General features: G+C 39.4%; 19 protein-coding genes and 1 other annotated feature. Of the genes, 18 read left to right on the forward strand and 1 reads right to left on the reverse strand.

Features of this window, described 5'->3' with window-relative positions:
* The first annotated feature begins 1 nt into the window (after position 1).
* The 3 genes from DW930_RS00950 (at position 2) to DW930_RS00960 (ending at position 4,890) form a co-directional block, all read left to right on the forward strand.
* Positions 2 to 1,750, forward strand: coding sequence for a rhamnan synthesis F family protein (locus DW930_RS00950; protein WP_120701835.1), 1,749 nt, complete (start codon positions 2 to 4; stop codon positions 1,748 to 1,750).
* Positions 1,750 to 4,272 carry an LTA synthase family protein gene (locus DW930_RS00955; protein ID WP_123159090.1) on the forward strand — a complete coding sequence of 841 codons (2,523 nt, stop codon included), beginning with the start codon at positions 1,750 to 1,752 and terminating at the stop codon, positions 4,270 to 4,272. Before DW930_RS00950 ends, DW930_RS00955 begins: the two co-directional genes overlap by 1 nt.
* A 129-nt stretch (positions 4,273 to 4,401) precedes the next feature.
* Positions 4,402 to 4,890, forward strand: coding sequence for an EbsA family protein (locus DW930_RS00960; RefSeq protein WP_123159091.1), 489 nt, complete (start codon positions 4,402 to 4,404; stop codon positions 4,888 to 4,890).
* On the opposite strand, the gene DW930_RS00965 is transcribed toward DW930_RS00960, so the two are convergent.
* The gene (locus DW930_RS00965; RefSeq protein WP_023023647.1) at positions 4,887 to 5,084 is read right to left on the reverse strand and encodes a ferredoxin; all 198 of its coding nucleotides are present in this window, start codon (positions 5,082 to 5,084) and stop codon (positions 4,887 to 4,889) included. The two genes, DW930_RS00960 and DW930_RS00965, sit on opposite strands and share 4 nt — an antisense overlap.
* 45 nt (positions 5,085 to 5,129) lie before the next feature.
* Here DW930_RS00965 and DW930_RS00970 point away from each other — a divergent pair, with 45 nt between their 5' ends.
* The 15 genes from DW930_RS00970 (at position 5,130) to DW930_RS01040 (ending at position 17,457) form a co-directional block, all read left to right on the forward strand.
* A complete protein-coding gene (locus tag DW930_RS00970; protein ID WP_123159092.1) occupies positions 5,130 to 5,570 on the forward strand; it encodes an SAG1386/EF1546 family surface-associated protein in 441 nt (146 codons plus the stop codon).
* A 10-nt stretch (positions 5,571 to 5,580) separates the two neighbouring features.
* Complete coding sequence (cmk, locus tag DW930_RS00975; protein WP_023023645.1) at positions 5,581 to 6,264, forward strand: (d)CMP kinase; 684 nt, start codon at positions 5,581 to 5,583, stop codon at positions 6,262 to 6,264.
* Between the two features lie 20 nt (positions 6,265 to 6,284).
* Positions 6,285 to 6,415 (forward strand) — a sequence feature (ribosomal protein L20 leader region).
* Positions 6,416 to 6,430: 15 nt separating this feature from the next.
* The gene (infC, locus tag DW930_RS00980; protein ID WP_006597373.1) at positions 6,431 to 6,961 is read left to right on the forward strand and encodes a translation initiation factor IF-3; all 531 of its coding nucleotides are present in this window, start codon (positions 6,431 to 6,433) and stop codon (positions 6,959 to 6,961) included.
* A gap of 33 nt (positions 6,962 to 6,994) precedes the next feature.
* Entirely contained in the window at positions 6,995 to 7,195 is a 201-nt protein-coding gene (gene rpmI / locus DW930_RS00985) for a 50S ribosomal protein L35 (protein ID WP_001125942.1), read from the forward strand.
* Positions 7,196 to 7,244: 49 nt separating this feature from the next.
* On the forward strand, positions 7,245 to 7,604 hold the full coding sequence (rplT, locus tag DW930_RS00990; protein ID WP_000124834.1) for a 50S ribosomal protein L20: 360 nt from the start codon (positions 7,245 to 7,247) through the stop codon (positions 7,602 to 7,604).
* A gap of 130 nt (positions 7,605 to 7,734) precedes the next feature.
* The gene (locus DW930_RS00995) at positions 7,735 to 8,202 is read left to right on the forward strand and encodes a cytidine/deoxycytidylate deaminase family protein (RefSeq protein ID WP_123159093.1); all 468 of its coding nucleotides are present in this window, start codon (positions 7,735 to 7,737) and stop codon (positions 8,200 to 8,202) included.
* 310 nt (positions 8,203 to 8,512) lie between these two features.
* Positions 8,513 to 8,941: a hypothetical protein gene (locus tag DW930_RS01000; protein WP_023026979.1), complete on the forward strand. Its 429-nt coding sequence runs from the start codon at positions 8,513 to 8,515 to the stop codon at positions 8,939 to 8,941.
* Positions 8,942 to 9,076: 135 nt separating this feature from the next.
* Positions 9,077 to 9,568 carry a hypothetical protein gene (locus tag DW930_RS01005; RefSeq protein WP_123159094.1) on the forward strand — a complete coding sequence of 164 codons (492 nt, stop codon included), beginning with the start codon at positions 9,077 to 9,079 and terminating at the stop codon, positions 9,566 to 9,568.
* 422 nt (positions 9,569 to 9,990) lie between these two features.
* On the forward strand, positions 9,991 to 10,440 hold the full coding sequence (locus tag DW930_RS01010) for a hypothetical protein (protein WP_023023635.1): 450 nt from the start codon (positions 9,991 to 9,993) through the stop codon (positions 10,438 to 10,440).
* A gap of 190 nt (positions 10,441 to 10,630) precedes the next feature.
* The gene (locus DW930_RS01015) at positions 10,631 to 11,323 is read left to right on the forward strand and encodes a hypothetical protein (protein ID WP_123159095.1); all 693 of its coding nucleotides are present in this window, start codon (positions 10,631 to 10,633) and stop codon (positions 11,321 to 11,323) included.
* 208 nt (positions 11,324 to 11,531) lie between these two features.
* Positions 11,532 to 12,722, forward strand: coding sequence for a methionine adenosyltransferase (gene metK / locus DW930_RS01020; RefSeq protein ID WP_123159096.1), 1,191 nt, complete (start codon positions 11,532 to 11,534; stop codon positions 12,720 to 12,722).
* 307 nt (positions 12,723 to 13,029) lie between these two features.
* Positions 13,030 to 13,464: a CopY/TcrY family copper transport repressor gene (locus DW930_RS01025; protein WP_117744382.1), complete on the forward strand. Its 435-nt coding sequence runs from the start codon at positions 13,030 to 13,032 to the stop codon at positions 13,462 to 13,464.
* Positions 13,461 to 15,689 (forward strand): heavy metal translocating P-type ATPase, encoded by a 2,229-nt coding sequence (locus tag DW930_RS01030; protein ID WP_123159097.1) that lies wholly within the window; start codon positions 13,461 to 13,463, stop codon positions 15,687 to 15,689. Before DW930_RS01025 ends, DW930_RS01030 begins: the two co-directional genes overlap by 4 nt.
* A 48-nt stretch (positions 15,690 to 15,737) precedes the next feature.
* Positions 15,738 to 15,944 carry a copper chaperone CopZ gene (gene copZ, locus DW930_RS01035; RefSeq protein WP_123159098.1) on the forward strand — a complete coding sequence of 69 codons (207 nt, stop codon included), beginning with the start codon at positions 15,738 to 15,740 and terminating at the stop codon, positions 15,942 to 15,944.
* Positions 15,945 to 16,194: 250 nt separating this feature from the next.
* Positions 16,195 to 17,457, forward strand: coding sequence for a UDP-N-acetylglucosamine 1-carboxyvinyltransferase (locus DW930_RS01040; RefSeq protein ID WP_123159099.1), 1,263 nt, complete (start codon positions 16,195 to 16,197; stop codon positions 17,455 to 17,457).
* Positions 17,458 to 17,469: the final 12 nt, after the last annotated feature.

Raw genomic sequence — 17,469 nt, forward strand, 5'->3', positions numbered from 1 at the left:
TATGCAACGTTTACTTTTATATGTCCACTTCAATAAATTTAACTTTATCAGTGGACATGTACTCTACCAATTAGAAAAAATTCACCCCTTGTATTCACGAGTGGTATTTATCTCTAATAGTCAGTTACCAGAAGATGTGAAGTCTAATTTAGTAGAACAGCAACTGGTAGATGATATTCTAGAACGTCAAAATACTGGTTTTGACTTTGCGGCTTGGCGGGACGGAATGAAGACAGTAGGCTTTGATCAACTGACTCAGTTTGATTCTGTTACCCTCATGAATGATACTTGCTTTGGCCCTCTTTGGGATTTAGAGCCAATCTATCAAAACTTTGAGAATGATGATAAGGTTGATTTCTGGGGAATGACCAATTACCGGAAAGACAAGGATTTTAATGAGCATATTCAGAGTTATTATCTTAGCTTTAAAAAACAGGTTATTGAATCAAGTGCTTTCCATGAATTTTGGCAGGGTGTTCAAGACTTTACCAATGTTCAAGATGTCATTGATAACTACGAGACTAAGGTGACAACGAATTTCTTGGATGCTGGTTTTCGCTATAAAACTGTCTTTCATACCATCCATGAAGATACAACAGGGATGCTCTATCCAGATTTTTCTTACTACAATCCTACAGCCATTCTCAAACATAAGGTTCCTTTTATCAAGGTCAAAACCATTGCAAATAATGAAGGAATCATGCCCTATATTTTTGATGAATTGGAGCGTGTATCGGACTATCCGTTGGATTTGATTATCAACCACATGTCTATGATTGATCGTCCGGACTATCCTTATCTCTTGTCTCGTAAGTACTTGAAAAACCGAGAATTGGCTGGAGATTTTGATAAAAAAGTTGCGGTCCATCTCCATGTCTTTTATGTAGACCTTTTGGAAGAATTTCTAGATGCTTTCCAAGCTTTTCATTTTGCTTATGACCTATGGATTACAACAGATGTAGAAGAGAAGAAGCAGGCTATTGAGCAAATTCTTTCCAATCGGGCTCAAGTTGCAACGGTTGTGGTGACTGGAAATATTGGACGAGATGTGTTACCCATGCTGCTCTTAAAAGAGCAACTCTCTCGCTATGATTATGTCGGCCATTTCCATACCAAGAAATCCAAAGAAGCAGATTTTTGGGCGGGTGAATCCTGGCGGAAAGAATTGATCGAGATGTTGGTTAACCCTGCAGATCAAATTGTTGCCAATATGGAGGCCAATCCAAAAGTCGGAATCACCATCGCAGATATTCCAACCTTCTTCCGCTACAATCGAATTGTGGTTGCCTGGAACGAGGCCTTAATCTCACCAGAGATGAACAAGCTCTGGCAACGGATGGGAGCGACTAAGAGTATTGATTTCAAGAATCTCAATACCTTTGTCATGAGTTATGGGACTTTTGTTTGGTTTAAGTATGATGCTTTGAAACCACTCTTTGATTTGAATTTGACAGCAGCAGATGTTCCAGCTGAACCTCTTCCTCAAAATTCGATCCTTCATGCGATTGAACGCTTATTAGTCTATATTGCTTGGGATCAAAAATATGACTTTAGGATTTCCCAAAATCCACACGTTCTCACACCATTTATCGATAATAAGCAATTGAACAATCGTGAGGATCTCCAACCACATACCTTCGTGGACTTTAATCAAATCGGTGGGATTAAAGGAGCCTTAAAGTATATCGTGATTGGTCCAGCAAGAGCTGTGAAATATATAGTGAAAAGAATTATTAAGAAAGTGAAATAATGAAACGGAAAAAGAAGTTTAATTTTTATACGTTTTTAAAAAACTTGAAATCCAAAATTTCGAGGACTCAATTTTATTATGCAATCACCTTTGTCTTATTTTTCTTTTTGAATTTTTACTTAGCACAAAATAATTTAGCCATACATAACAAAGCGACAGGGACTGTACTTAAGTACGTTAACCATTTGGGATTATTATTTGGAATTAGTTTTTTATTGTTAATTGTATTAATGTCACAATTTAACTTTAAAAAATGGTTTCCTCTGAAATTACTGATTAGTTACTTAATTTATAATGTACTTTCTTATATTACGGAAATCTCTCTGTTTCTAAACAATCCCAAATATAAGGTTTGGAACTTTCAAAAAAATCCATTTTTTAGAACGGATTCCTTTGTAGTTATTGGTACTCTATTTTTATTAACAACGATTCTTGTTCTATATAGGTATCATTCTGATGGATTATTTTCTAGAAAAAAAGATTTAGAAGAAATAAAAGATAACTATCAATACGTTATACTGTCGCAGATTTTAATAAGTTTTATTGTTACAGATAAAAATTTTTCATTATTAGTTTACCGAACAGATAGCTTCTTGTATAAAGCACTAGAAATTGGTAAATATTCTGCTCAACAGTTTTGGCTGACAAATGAATTTTTAATGCTTGCTTTTCCGATTCTTTCCATATTTGGTTTTTTCTATACAAAAGGCCAAAGAGATTTCGTGAAAAATAAACCCAGTTTATCATTAGCATTTTTCTCAAGTGTAACCATTGCAATCGTTCTAAATTATTTTTTCCAATTTAGTTTAGGAAGAACAGAACCATTTTTAGGGATACATTTTACAATCCCAGATGCGATCTTGTTCCAGATTTTAGTGCTGACAGCAATCATCTTATTTGTCTATATTGTTATCAACCAGTATTGGATAGCCTCTTGTTTGATTTTGCTGGTATCTGTATCTTTTGTCATTGCGAATTTTATTAAATTTGGGATGAGAAATGAGCCAGTTCTACCAAGTGATTTAAATTGGTTATCCAAGCCAGTTACCTTACTCAGTTTTGTTGATACTTCTCAAATAATATATACAATTGGTGGATTAGTAGCCATTGTGCTTCTTTCTCTTCTTGGAATGAGGTACTTTTTCAAAGGTAAAATTATTTCTTCTTGGAAAGTACAAGTTCCACTTGTATTGTCAATGCTTCTTTTATTTATACATGTAACATCTGTTTTTTCTGATAAAGAAAACGGGAAAATAAAATCGAATGTTCCGATTATTAGTACCCTCAATAATTATCAAGATATCGATTGGTTAGGGAACACCTCCAACGCTCGCTATAAAGGACTTACATACGTTTGGATGAACCAATTGACAACGGAAGTTATTCAGAAGCCAGAAGGTTATTCAAAAGATCGTATGGCTAAGATTGAAGCGAAGTACAATGAAGTAGCGAATGGTATAAATAAGGAGAGACAAAACTATTTAAATGATCAAACTGTTATTTATGTCTTAAGCGAAAGTTTTTCAGATCCGAGAAAAATTGAAGGAGTTGAATTAACTCAAAATCCAATTCCTAATATTGAGAACGTTATGCGTAACCATACGAGTGGCCAAATGCAATCAGATGGCTATGGTGGTGGAACGGCCAATATGGAATTTCAAACATTGACTGGTCTACCTTTCTATAATATTTCTCAAACAGTATCCGTTTTGTATACAGAAGTATTTCCAAAAATTCATGATGTTCCTTCAATTAGTAATTCTTATGAAACAAAGAACAAAATCGCCATTCACCTCGCAGAGAAGTCAAATTATTCTAGAGATATCGTTTATTCTCGACTAGATTTTAAGGATTTTATCACGACGAATACAAAGGGAATCAAATATAGAAAAGAAGGGATTAGTCCAAGTGACGAATCTACCTACGATATAGTGCTAGAAAACATAACTCCTCAAAAAGGCCAATTCTTTTCAGTAATGACTATGCAGAATCATTCGCCTTGGTTAGAGGCTAATCCAGAAACTTTGGATGCAAAAGGAGTTGGATTTAGTGATGAGGAGAACTCTAAATTAACCTTCTACAGTCGTCTACTATACCAAACTGACAGTGCCACCCAAGATTTCCTAGAAAAGCTATCCAAAATCGATAAGAAGATTACAGTCGTCTTTTACGGAGATCATTTGCCTGGTTTGTATCCAGAATCTGCCTTTAAGAACTATCCAGAAGGTCAATACCAAACGGACTACTTTATTTGGAGTAATTTCGATGCTCCGAAGTTGGATTATCCTTTGGTCAACTCGAGTGACTTCTCTGCCATGGTTTTTGAACAGACCAACTCTAAGGTATCTCCATACTACGCTTTGCTTACAGAGGTTTTGAAAAAAGCCAGCGTGGACAAGAAGGCTTTGGAAGGAGAAGCGCAAGAGATTGCTGAAGATTTGAAGATGGTGGAGTATGATTTAATTAGTGGCAAAGGCTACTTATCCAAAGATTTCTTCGATGTACCATCGGCGAAAAATTAGTGGAAAGAGACTCTCTTTCATGAAGCTGTCATTCAGTTATTTGATTACTGAAATTATTAAAAATAGAACAGGCTTTCCTGTTCTATTTTTGTTGATTTTATGCTAAACTAATAGGAGGGGGTTCCGCATATGATTAAGATTTTTGGGAAAATCCGATACCATTGGCAGCCTGATTTATCCATGCTGATTATCTATTGGTCCTTATCGGTTATACCTGTCTTTATTGGACTAGCTCTGATGTATGAGAGTTCTAATATTCCGACAGTGGTACTCTTTTCATTCTTTCTCTTTATGGCCTTGCTGGCTGTAGGAGTGCATCGCTATTTTACGATTTATGATGATGGGATTTTACGTATTATCACGGCGAATCCGTTAACTCCTATAAAAGTTCCGATTTCATCGATTGAAAAAGTGGAAGTCACAAAGAATTCCATCAAGTTAATTTTCAACGATGGATCAAGAAGTCGGACTTTCTGTATGCGTAAGTGGCCCAAAAAATACTTTATTAATGCTTTGGCCTTGAACAATCATTTCAAGGGTGAGATTGAGTTGACTGATAACTTCATCCATGTGGACTATTATCAACTCTACTACTCTAATAATGAAAAAAGCTCTTAATCTTTGATAAGAGCTCGGGTCGGACAATTTTTAACAGCTTCTTGGATGGTTGCATCGGTAGGAAATTCTTTTTCCAACAGTTCATCTTCCGAAGCGAACTTAACGATGCCATTATCGTGATAGTCAAAAATGTCCGAGTAAGTTTGGCAAAGGCCACATGCGATACAACGTTCAGGTATTAAGGTTATTTTCATATCTATATTGTAATGATTTTAACAGGAAAACACAAGGAGGAAGTTATGCCGAAAGAGCCATGGGAAGAAGAAATTTATGATGACGGAGAAGAAACATTGAAACGAACTAACAAATTGAATGGAATAAAAGCTGATCGCTTGTTGACCATCTTGGCGATTATTTTCTTTATTATTATTGTAGCGATGGTCTGCTTCTTAATTTACCTTTCTACAGGTGGAAGCGATAAGAAGAAACAAATGAGTGGTTTCTATAATGGTGAAACAACAGTCGTTGCAGCGAGCAGTGCTCCAGCTGCAGAACAGACAGAGGAAGCAAGTGCTGAAGAATCTGAAGATGGGACGATTACAGTTCTAGCTGGTGAAGGAGAAGCAGCGATTGCGGCGCGTGCCGGAATTTCGATTTCCGAATTGGAGCAACTGAATCCATCTCACATGTCAACTGGTTCTTGGTATGCGAATCCAGGTGATGTGGTCAAAATTCGATAAAGGATAGACTATGAAACAAATTCAAATCGCAATTGATGGTCCAGCATCCAGTGGGAAATCAACTGTTGCTAAGATTATTGCTAAAAATTTAGGCTACACTTATCTGGATACAGGTGCCATGTATCGAGCAGCTACTTATTTGGCTCTTCGTCATGATCTGACGGAAGCAGATGTTGACCAGTTGGTTGATTTATTGAATCAATATCCTGTTAGTTTTGGTCGTTCTGAAGATGGTCAGCAATTAGTCTTCGTAGCTGATGTCGATGTGACCCATCCAATTCGTGACAATGAAGTGACCAATAATGTCTCTTGGGTATCTGCCCTGGCTCCTGTCCGAGAGCGCTTGGTGGCCCAGCAACAACAGATTGCAGCTCTAGGTGGGATCGTCATGGACGGTCGTGATATTGGAACAGTTGTCTTACCAAATGCAGAATTGAAGATTTTCCTAGTGGCCTCTGTAGAAGAACGTGCAGAACGTCGTTATAAGGAAAATTTGAGTAAGGGAATTGAAACAGATTTAGAAGTATTGAAAAAAGAAATTGCTGAGCGGGACTATAAAGATAGTCACCGAGAGGTTTCACCATTGAAACCAGCAGCAGATGCCATTCATTTTGATACGACTGGTGTCGGGATTGATCAAGTGGTTGCATTTATTGAAGAAAAAGCAAAAAAAATCCTTGACAATCCATCATAAACTTGATATCATATAAAAGTTGAGAAAAGCAGAAGTGAGAACTTCTCGCCTTGCGACTAACGTTGTCTGGCCCCTACGGATCAAGTTTCAGAAATGAAATATAATCATGTAGTGCGGGTTTGCGTTAGCAAGTCCGCTCTTGTTTTTCTCTAAAATAAAAAAAGAGGTGAAAACCATAGCAAAGCAAGACTTATTCATCAATGATGAAATTCGTGTACGTGAAGTTCGCTTAATCGGTCTTGAGGGCGAACAATTGGGTATCAAACCACTTGGTGAAGCGCAAGCACTTGCGGACGACGCTAATGTGGACTTGGTTCTCATTCAACCTCAAGCTAAACCTCCTGTTGCGAAAATTATGGACTACGGTAAGTTCAAATTTGAGTACCAGAAGAAACAAAAAGAACAACGCAAAAAACAAAGCGTTGTGACCGTGAAAGAAGTTCGTTTGAGCCCAGTTATTGACAAGGGTGATTTCGATACGAAACTTCGCAATGCTCGTAAGTTCCTTGAAAAAGGGAACAAAGTGAAGGTTTCCATTCGCTTTAAGGGTCGTATGATCACCCATAAAGAGATTGGGGCAAAAGTTTTAGCCGATTTCGCTGAAGCAACTCAAGATATTGCTATCATCGAACAACGTGCTAAAATGGATGGTCGTCAAATGTTCATGCAGTTGGCACCAGCAACTGACAAGAAATAATCTGTCAGAAAGTTAAAAAAAGGAGAAAATATCATGCCAAAACAAAAAACACACCGCGCATCAGCTAAACGTTTCAAACGTACAGGTTCTGGTGGACTTAAACGTTTCCGTGCTTACACTTCTCACCGTTTCCACGGAAAAACTAAGAAACAACGTCGTCATCTTCGTAAAGCATCTATGGTGCATTCAGGAGATTTCAAACGTATTAAAGCAATGCTTACTCGCTTGAAATAATCGCGTATTTGTAAGTAAAGAATTCTAGGAAATATTGGAGGAAATATAAATGGCACGTGTTAAAGGTGGCGTTGTATCACGCAAACGTCGTAAACGTATTCTTAAATTAGCTAAAGGTTACTATGGAGCTAAACACATCTTGTTCCGTACTGCAAAAGAACAAGTAATGAACTCTTACTACTATGCATACCGTGACCGTCGTCAAAAGAAACGTGACTTCCGCAAATTGTGGATCACACGTATCAATGCGGCAGCTCGTATGAACGGTCTTTCATACTCACAATTGATGCATGGTTTGAAATTGGCTGAGATCGAAGTAAACCGTAAAATGCTTGCTGACTTGGCTGTTAACGATGCAGCAGCTTTCACAGCTCTTGCAGACGCAGCAAAAGCAAAACTTGGTAAATAATTGATAAAGAGATCCATTTGGGTCTCTTTTTTTAGATGAAGGAATCGGTTGTGACAATGACTTCTTTTATTTCAGCTGATTTCGTGCTATAATGAAAAAAATTAGAAGGTTTATGAAGGAGGACAAGACTGTGGGACACAAACGGTTAGCCTGGGATGAGTATTTTGCAGCACAGGCTTTGTTAATATCAAATCGAGCAACCTGTAAGCGAGCCAAGGTGGGTGCTGTATTGGTCAAGGATCATAAGGTGATTGCGACGGGCTATAATGGCTCTGTCTCTGGTACAGAACATTGCTTGGATCATGACTGTCTCATGGTGGAAGGACATTGTGTTCGGACCCTCCATGCAGAAGTCAATGCCATTTTACAGGGAGCGGAACGGGGGATTCCCAAAGGTTTCACAGCTTATGTGACCCATTTCCCTTGCCTCAACTGTACCAAGCAACTGCTTCAAGTTGGCTGCAAGCGGGTTGTTTATATCCATCAATACCGCATTGACGAATATGCTCAGTATCTCTATCGTGAAAAAGAAGTAGAACTGGTCCACCTCCCATTGGAAGAGGTCAAAGAAGCTATTGCAGAGGCAGATTTTATTTAAAAAAGAAACTTTGTTTTTGAGATCACGCTTCACTGATTCGTCTAGAGAAAAGAGATTGTGATGACATGTCAAATTTGCTACCAAATTATCTTGCTTGTTTAGGGTTTTGGTGCTCTTTATCAAGTAGTCATACTCTTATCCGGACAGCCTGAAAATGGAGAGAATCTCCCTGTCATCGTGCTGTCATTGCTTTTGCTTCTTTTATGGCTGACATTTCAAGTCATCTTAACAGTAAGTATCATGAAAAGAATGATGAAATCATGTATAATGGTGTTAAAAGAAAATATAAAAAAGAAGGGTAGGGAAAGCTATGACAGACCAAGAGAAACATTTTGAAGAAAATAAAGAACATAGCAGTATAAGTGAAGATGGTTTTACTTCTGCATCTATTCAGAATCATCCAACAAAAATCGGATTTACATCCATTCTTCTTTCAGCGGCCTTTTACTTATCCATTATCTATCTTGTATTGTTTATCTATTACTTTAATATCGCGGTACTTTTCATGTTGATTTTTCTATCACCAAACTTCTTAGGTGTTGCTATTGGTGCCATTTTACTTCGACTAGGGATGAAGAGAAGAAACAAAAACTTGCTCTATACAAGTTTCGTACTTTATCTGCTGTCTATCATCTTGGGTATTGATCTAGACTTGGAATTTTTTCGAATTGCACAGTTACTGCTAGTTATTCTGGTTTTAATTGGAAACCTCTTAGTTGAAGACGAAAATAGCTATTAATGAAAAGATAGGGATGGACAACTCTACTCAATAAAAAGTATTCGGGCCGATCCAAGCTATAATTAAATCAATTCTTCCTGTCGATTTTTGAGTGCTATTCTTTGAAAGAATAAGGAAGTACTTTAGGAGAAAGTTATGACAGATCAACAAAATTCTGAATCAAACCAAGAGCACCAAAGTGTGCCTGAGGGGGCTGTTCAGCCACCCATGGTGGGGGAAGAGCAGAATCCCCAAAATAATAAAGATAAAGAGGCATATGTTTTAGGAGATAGTCTCCTTTCTAACAATGAGATGAAGCTAGAAAAAAGAGTCGGAAGTACGCTAGTACTATCTATTGCACTTTTTTTGGCAACTATATACCTAGGATGGTCTCTACTCGGCGCAATCGTACTTATAGAATGGACAATTATGCAACAGCTCCATTTTCTCTGTATTATCATTGCGACCCTCCTGCTTTGGAACGGAAAAACGATGGGTAATAGAACAACTCTCTATACATCCGCAGTTTTATATTTTGTTTCGATGATTCTAGCGTATGACCCAGCTGGGGGATTATTTTTCCTTATGCCTCTTATAATAGCTATTGTGGTTTTTTTCGGAACTGTAATGTTTGAAAATGGAGAGTAATGATAGAAGATAGGGCGTAAAATCCTATCTTTTTTATATAGCGAGAAAAGATAGAGAAAGCGATTACAAATTGTGGTATAATGAGAGGTAATAAATCAAATCATACTTTACTTTGAAAGTGGAGGGAAATAAATATCTAGAAAAAAATAGTATCAGGGCCTAATTTATGTTGTAACCTTTCTTTATATTTCGACTGTTTGGATAGCAGGTAGGGAAAATGGATTGGGTACGATTATGTTCTTCAATTATTAAAGAAAACACCTGGTATCCAATCGTTCCGTTGGCTTCTTTGAGCGTCACTATCCTGCATATGCTAGATCGGATTCCTCTTGTCTTACGGTTAATGAAAAAAAGATGGAATTGTGTATAATTGATTTAAGAGAAAACATAAATAAAGTAATAAGAAAAGCTAGGAGAATGCTATGGAAAATCAGCAGAATAATTTTGAAGGAAATAAAGATAGGATGGGGATAAGTGAAGCTGGTTTTAATTCTGCATCTATTCAGAATTATCCAACAAAAATCAGATTTACTTCCATTCTTCTTTCAGTCGCTTTTTACTTATCCATTATCTATCTTGTATTGTTTATCTCTTACTTTGCACTTTCGGGTAATGCTTGGGGACTTTTCATTTTGATTTTTCTAGGACCAAACTTATTAAGTATCGCTATTGGGGCCATCTTTCTTAGAATAGGGATGGAGAAAGGAAATAAGGCGCTACTCTATACGAGTTTCCTACTTTATATGCTCTCGATTATTTTGGCATATGATCCAGACTGGGGAGTTTACCGAATTGCACCGATAGTTTTAGGTATTCTTGTTTTAATAGGAACACTCCTAGCGAAAGAAGATAAAGAAGTATTGAGATATTAAGAAGGGGGAACTCTTTTAAATAAGTATTGCTTGCTCAATGATCTTATCGAGTTAAGAATTTCTGCCAAGTTGTATATTTTTGAAGTATCAATAGATGCATGGAAGAATTCAGTGAATATCATTTAGAAAATCGTTTATTCCAGTTTTTAAAAAAAAGTAAAATATTATAGAAAAATGTTAGGAGAAAATTATGACAGATCAAGATTCACAATATCAATCAAACCAAGAGCATAATAATGTGACTGAAGGTACTGTTCAGCCACCAATGACGGAACAAAGCCTAGAAAATCCTGTTCAGCCACCAATGGAGGATCAAGGCCTAGAAAATCCTGCTCAGCCACAAATGGGAGATCAAGCCCCAGAAAATCCTGCTCAGCCACAAATGGGAGACCAAGGCCCAGAAAATCCTGTTCAGCCACCAATGGCGGATCAAGCCCCAGAAAATTCTGTTCAGCCACCAATGGCGGATCAAGGCCCAGAAAACCCTGCTCAGCCATCAATGGCGGAACAAGGTTTAGAAAATTCTGCTCAGCCACCAATGGCGGAACAAGCCCCAGAAAATTCTGTTCCTAATAGGGGCCTTCTAACTCTTGTATTTTTCGTAAACATGGGCTTACTGATGCTTTTTATAGGTACTGCTGTGTTAATGGGAGGATGGGCGATTGTCTTTTTGTTCTTTTTGGGCTATTACCTTACTTGTTATATTGCTGCGACAGTCTTACTTGGTATTGGAACAAAAACGGCTAATAAGACGATGCTATTTGTTTCAGTAGCTCTCTATTTTGCCTCCATACTTTTTGCTGGTGATCCAGCTTGGTTAGCTATTCAAATTCCATCTATGATTTCAACTGTCCTAGTATTAATAGGGACCTTGCTACTGTAAGGATTAGAGCTAAATTATTGTTTCACTAAAAAAGATATAGTTTCAAACTATATCTTTTTCTTTTGATAAAAAAAGGATACTGGTGCAAAATCGTGTTATAATAGTTAAGTTATATGGTCCCGATAAGGTGGTAGGATTGTTTGTGAATACTCTTCCTACCAGTTCTTTGTAACTCTATAACGAATATTTTTTAAGGGGGGACATTTTTATGTCAGAACGTAAATTATTCACGTCTGAATCGGTATCTGAGGGGCATCCAGATAAGATTGCAGACCAAATTTCAGATGCTATCTTGGATGCTATTTTAGAGCAAGATCCAGAAGCCCACGTTGCTGCTGAAACAGCTGTTTATACTGGTTCAGTACATGTTTTCGGTGAAATTTCGACAACTGCTTATGTAGACATTAACCGTGTGGTACGTGATACAATCGCAGAAATTGGCTATACCAATACAGAATATGGATTCTCAGCGGAAACTGTAGGAGTACACCCATCATTGGTAGAACAATCTCCTGATATCGCCCAAGGGGTTAATGAAGCCTTGGAAGTTCGTGGAAATGCCGATCAAGATCCACTTGACTTGATCGGAGCTGGAGACCAAGGTCTCATGTTTGGTTTTGCGGTGGATGAAACTGAAGAACTCATGCCGTTGCCAATTTCCTTGAGCCATAAGTTGGTCCGTCGTTTGGCTGAACTTCGTAAGTCTGGTGAGATTAGCTATCTTCGTCCAGATGCTAAATCTCAAGTTACGGTTGAGTATGATGAAAATGACCAGCCAGTGCGCGTGGATACGGTTGTTATTTCAACCCAACACGATCCAGAAGTCAGCAATGAACAAATCCATGAAGATGTGATTAACAAGGTGATCAAGGAAGTGATTCCTGCTTCTTATCTGGATGATGAAACGAAGTTCTTTATCAATCCAACAGGTCGTTTCGTTATCGGGGGGCCTCAAGGAGACTCAGGTTTGACGGGGCGTAAGATCATCGTGGATACCTATGGTGGTTATTCACGTCACGGTGGTGGTGCTTTCTCTGGTAAGGATGCGACTAAAGTAGACCGCTCTGCTTCTTATGCAACTCGCTACATTGCCAAGAATATTGTAGCTGCAGGTCTTGCTAAGAAAGCAGAAGTGCAATTGGCTTATGCGATTGGGGTGGCTCATCCTGTATCTGTGCGTATCGATACCTTTGGTACTAGTACGGTAGCTGAAAGCAAGTTGGAACAAGCAGCGCGTCAAATTTTTGACCTTCGTCCTGCAGGAATTATCCAAATGCTGGACCTCAAACGTCCGATTTACCGTCAAACAGCAGCATATGGCCATATGGGACGGACGGATATTGATCTTCCATGGGAACGCTTGGATAAGGTAGAAGCCTTGAAAGAAGCAGTTAAGTAAGTAGATAGAAAGAGAGAGTGGGACAGAAATCGGTCATTTGTTAGAATTCGATTTCGTCGTCCCACCTCCGCGTAGTTGAGTAGGGCTATAAAAGCTGATGAAATCAGCGTAGTAGAGCCCACTCAACCACTGCGTCTTGCTCGACAATCCAAAGACAATTGAGAGGCTGGGACTTTTGTCCCAGCCTCTTTTTTGTAAAATAAATCTACAAATGTAAACAAAAGTATTGACAAGAAAAATAGGAAGTGTATAATAAAACTACAAACGTAAACCAATTATCCATGATAGGAGATAGAAAGGAAAATGAATGGCTAAGATTTCAAGTGCTGAATGGGAAGTCATGCGGGTCCTTTGGACCAAGGGAGAAACGACTTCTACAGAAATAACTAAGATTCTTTCCACCAAGCAAGACTGGTCAGCTTCAACGGTAAAAACTCTTTTAGGACGATTGGCTGATAAGGGCTATTTGACGAGTCGAAGAGAAGGTCGGACATATTTGTATCAGGCGGTCCTCAATGAAGAAGAGGCAAATTTAAGAGCTGTCTATGAAGTTTTAAGCAAGATCTGCTTGACCAAGCATAGTCACATATTGGAGCAACTAATCCAGCAAACACCAATGATGAAAGAACAGATCAAAGACTTGCAAGAGATTCTCGCATCCAAAGAGAGCGTGGAGCGGGTTCAATGTGATTGCCAACCTGGGCAATGTCACTGTGTCAGTCATGTGGAGGAAGATCAATGAAAGAAGAAACCTTTGTCGTCAATGGGATGACTTGTGCATCCTGTGTGATCAATGTGGAGAAAGCTGTCAATCATCTGGACGGTGTTGAAAAAGCGACGGTAAATTTGACCACTGAAAAAATGACAGTGGAATATCAAGGGGAGCCCTTGAGTCCAGAGGCTATTTCAAAGGCGGTAGCGGATGCTGGCTATGAGGCAGTACTTTACAATCCAGATACAGCTAAGAGTCAAGAGGAACGGGAAGGAGACAAGCTACAATTAATCCGAAACCGGCTCCTTTGGTCTTCCATCTTCACCCTGCCACTCTTTTATCTAGCAATGGGTCCCATGATTGGCCTGCCTGTACCTGCTTTTGTCTCACCTGATCGAGCACCCGTAGCTTACACCCTTGTTCTTTTGGCCTTGACTATCCCCGTGATGGTCTTCGGACGAGCTTTTTATCGAAATGGTTTCCGAACTCTTCTAAAAGGTCATCCAAATATGGATGCCTTAGTAGCTTTGGCTACCAGTGCAGCTTTTCTTTATAGTCTCTATGGAACTTATCATATCTTGCTTGGTCACCATCATCATGTTCACCAGCTTTACTATGAGTCTGTAGCCGTGATTTTGACCCTAATTACGCTAGGTAAATATTTTGAAACTCTGTCAAAAGGACGTACTTCTCAAGCCATTAAAAAACTCATGCATCTGGCTGCCAAGGAGGCGACGGTCTTACGGGATGGAAAAGAAGTGAAATTGCCTGTAGAAGACTTGGTCATTGGAGATCACATTCTGGTCAAACCAGGTGAAAAAATAGCCGTTGATGGTCAAGTGGTTTCCGGACAATCAGCTATTGATGAAAGCATGCTAACGGGTGAATCGATCCCAATCCAAAAAACTGAAGGAAGTCCAGTTTATGCTGGCTCCATCAATGGTCAAGGAAGCTTGGTCTATGAGGCTGAGAAAGTTGGTCGGGATACCTTACTAGCACAGATCATTCAGCTGGTGGAAGATGCCCAACAAACCAAAGCACCGATTGCCAAGATTGCCGATCGAGTGGCCGGAGTCTTTGTTCCTGTAGTCATGGTGATTGCCCTCTTATCTGGACTGTTTTGGTATTTCATCATGGGCGAAACCTTTACCTTTGCTATGACGGTAACGATCAGTGTCTTGGTAATTGCCTGTCCATGTGCTCTAGGTTTGGCGACACCAACCGCTATCATGGTAGGTACTGGATTAGGAGCAGAGCATGGGATCCTCTACAAGAGAGGGGACGTCCTTGAGTTAGCTCATCAAGCACAAGTAGTGGTCTTCGATAAAACAGGGACCATCACTCAAGGAAAACCTCAGTTGTCCTCATCCTATCTCTATAGTCAAACGAAGGATGCCTTACAAATCCTGGCATCTCTGGAAGCTAAGTCCGAGCACCCGCTGGGACAGGCTATTCTGGATGCTGCAAAAGAAGCGCCTGTGGACTTATTAGAGATGGAAAACTTCTCCAGTCTAACAGGAAGGGGCCTCACTGCTAGATATGCAGGGAAGGTTTATCTAGCTGGGAATCAAACTCTAATGGAAGAGGAAGGAATCGATGTTCGTCTTGCCAAGGCTGACTTGGAAGTCTTAACCCAGGATGGACAAACCCCGATTTTCTTAGCTGAAGATGGGCAATTAATGGCTCTATTTGGGGTAGCAGACCGCATCAAGGAAGATAGTTTAGAAATGGTTGCTAGTCTTGAAAAAATGGGCAAGAAGGTGATCATGCTAACTGGGGATAATGAACGAACTGCTCAAGCGATTGCCAAGAAGGCTGGAATCCAGCAGGTCATCAGTCAAGTCCTTCCTCAAGAAAAATCACGAGTGATCCAAGAATTGCAAGCAGAAGGCAAGTCTGTGATCATGGTGGGGGATGGGATCAACGATGCACCAGCCCTTGCAACTGCAGATATCGGGATTGCCATGGGGTCTGGAACAGATATTGCCATGGAAAGTGCAGATATCGTAGTTATGAAACCCCAATTGATGGATGTAGTCCGAGCCTTGGAAATTAGTCGCTACACGATTCAAACGATTAAGGAAAACTTGTTCTGGGCCTTTATCTACAATGTATTAGCTATTCCGGTGGCGATGGGCCTTCTCTATCTCTTTGGTGGTCCCCTCTTAAATCCTATGCTAGCGGGTCTAGCCATGAGTTTTAGCTCAGTATCCGTCGTCGTCAATGCTCTAAGATTAAAGCGAAAAAAATTGTAAAATCTAGGAGAAAAAATGATCTCCTTGTAAGAAAGAAAGGACAAAAATATGTCAAAAACATATGAAATTACTGGAATGAAATGCCAAGGTTGTGCCAATGCTGTCACTGAAAAATTATCCGGAGTAAAAGGTGTAGAAGAAGTAAGAGTAGATTTAGAGAAGAATCAAGTAACCATTGAAGGGAAACCTTGGAAATGGTCCTTGAGCCGAGCTCTAAAAGACAGTAAATATGAACTAGGAAATGAAGTAAAATAAGCTCAAAAAAGGTGGTCTGAAAAGAACTGCCTTTTTTGATAAAATACACATACAGCGAATGAGTATATAGCATAGATAAACTAGGTAAGGAACCGAAAATATAAAAAAATAGTAAAAGATATAGCTTAAGTTTTCAAGGATTGCATCGACTGATCAAAAGATAAGAATGAGTGGAAAATGAAGCGTTTTTATGATATAATAGATGCGGTAATTTTTTACTGAATGATTGAAAGAGCTTATATAAATTAACATGAAAAAAATTATAATTAATGGTGGTCGCCCATTAAAAGGTGAGGTGACCATTAGTGGTGCAAAAAATAGCGTGGTGGCCCTTATTCCAGCTACTATTTTAGCAGACGAAATTGTGACACTTGATGGTGTTCCAGATATTTCAGATGTGGCTAGCTTGATTGACATTATGACTCTGATGGGAGCAAAAGTGGAGCGAGATGGGGAGACCCTTGTCATTGATCCACGTGGTGTGCAAGATATGCCAATGCCATTTGGAAAGATCAATAGTCTTCGTGCTTCTTACTATTTCTATGGAAGTCTTTTGGGACGTTATGGCCAGGCAACTGTAGGTCTACCAGGGGGATGTGACTTAGGTCCGCGTCCAATTGATCTACATTTGAAAGCCTTTGAAGCGATGGGGGCTAAAATGACCATGGATGGTTCTAGTATGAACCTTTCTACTAATGGGAAGCGTCTTCGTGGGGCAGTCATCTATATGGATACGGTTAGTGTTGGCGCAACGATTAATACCATCCTAGCTGCTGTCAAAGCGGAAGGTCGTACTGTTATTGAGAATGCCGCTCGCGAACCTGAGATCATTGATGTCGTAACCCTTCTTAATAATATGGGTGCTCACATCCGGGGAGCTGGTACAGATATCATTACGATTGAAGGAGTAGACTATCTCCGCGGGACGCGCCACCAAGTAATTCCAGATCGCATCGAAGCAGGGACTTATATCGCTCTTGCTGCAGCTGTGGGAGAAGGAATTCAAATTACGAATGTTCTCTATGAACACCTGGAAAGCTTTATTGCCAAGCTAGAAGAAATGGGAGTTCGCATGACCATTTCTGAGGATAGTGTTTTTGTTGAAAAGCAAGAAAATCTAAAAGCTGTTCACATTAAAACCTCTCCTTACCCTGGATTTGCAACTGATTTACAGCAACCCTTGACCCCTTTGCTCTTGACAGCTAATGGAAAGGGAAGCATTATAGATACTATTTATCAAAAGCGGGTCAACCATGTGGCTGAACTGATGCGGATGGGGGCTAGGATTGAAACAGTTGGTGATCGCATTGTCTACCAAGGACCAAATCAATTAACGGGTGCTCCAGTTAAAGCGACAGACCTTCGTGCAGGAGCTGCCTTGGTGATTGCAGGCTTGATGGCACAGGGGAGAACAGAGATTACCAATATTGAGTTTATCCTTCGTGGCTATTCGCACATCATTGAAAAATTGCAACAATTGGGCGCTGACATCAAGTTAATTGATGAAGCATAACGAACGATTTTT

The organism is Streptococcus sp. AM43-2AT (assembly GCF_003603405.1).
GTDB lineage: Bacteria > Bacillota > Bacilli > Lactobacillales > Streptococcaceae > Streptococcus > Streptococcus ilei.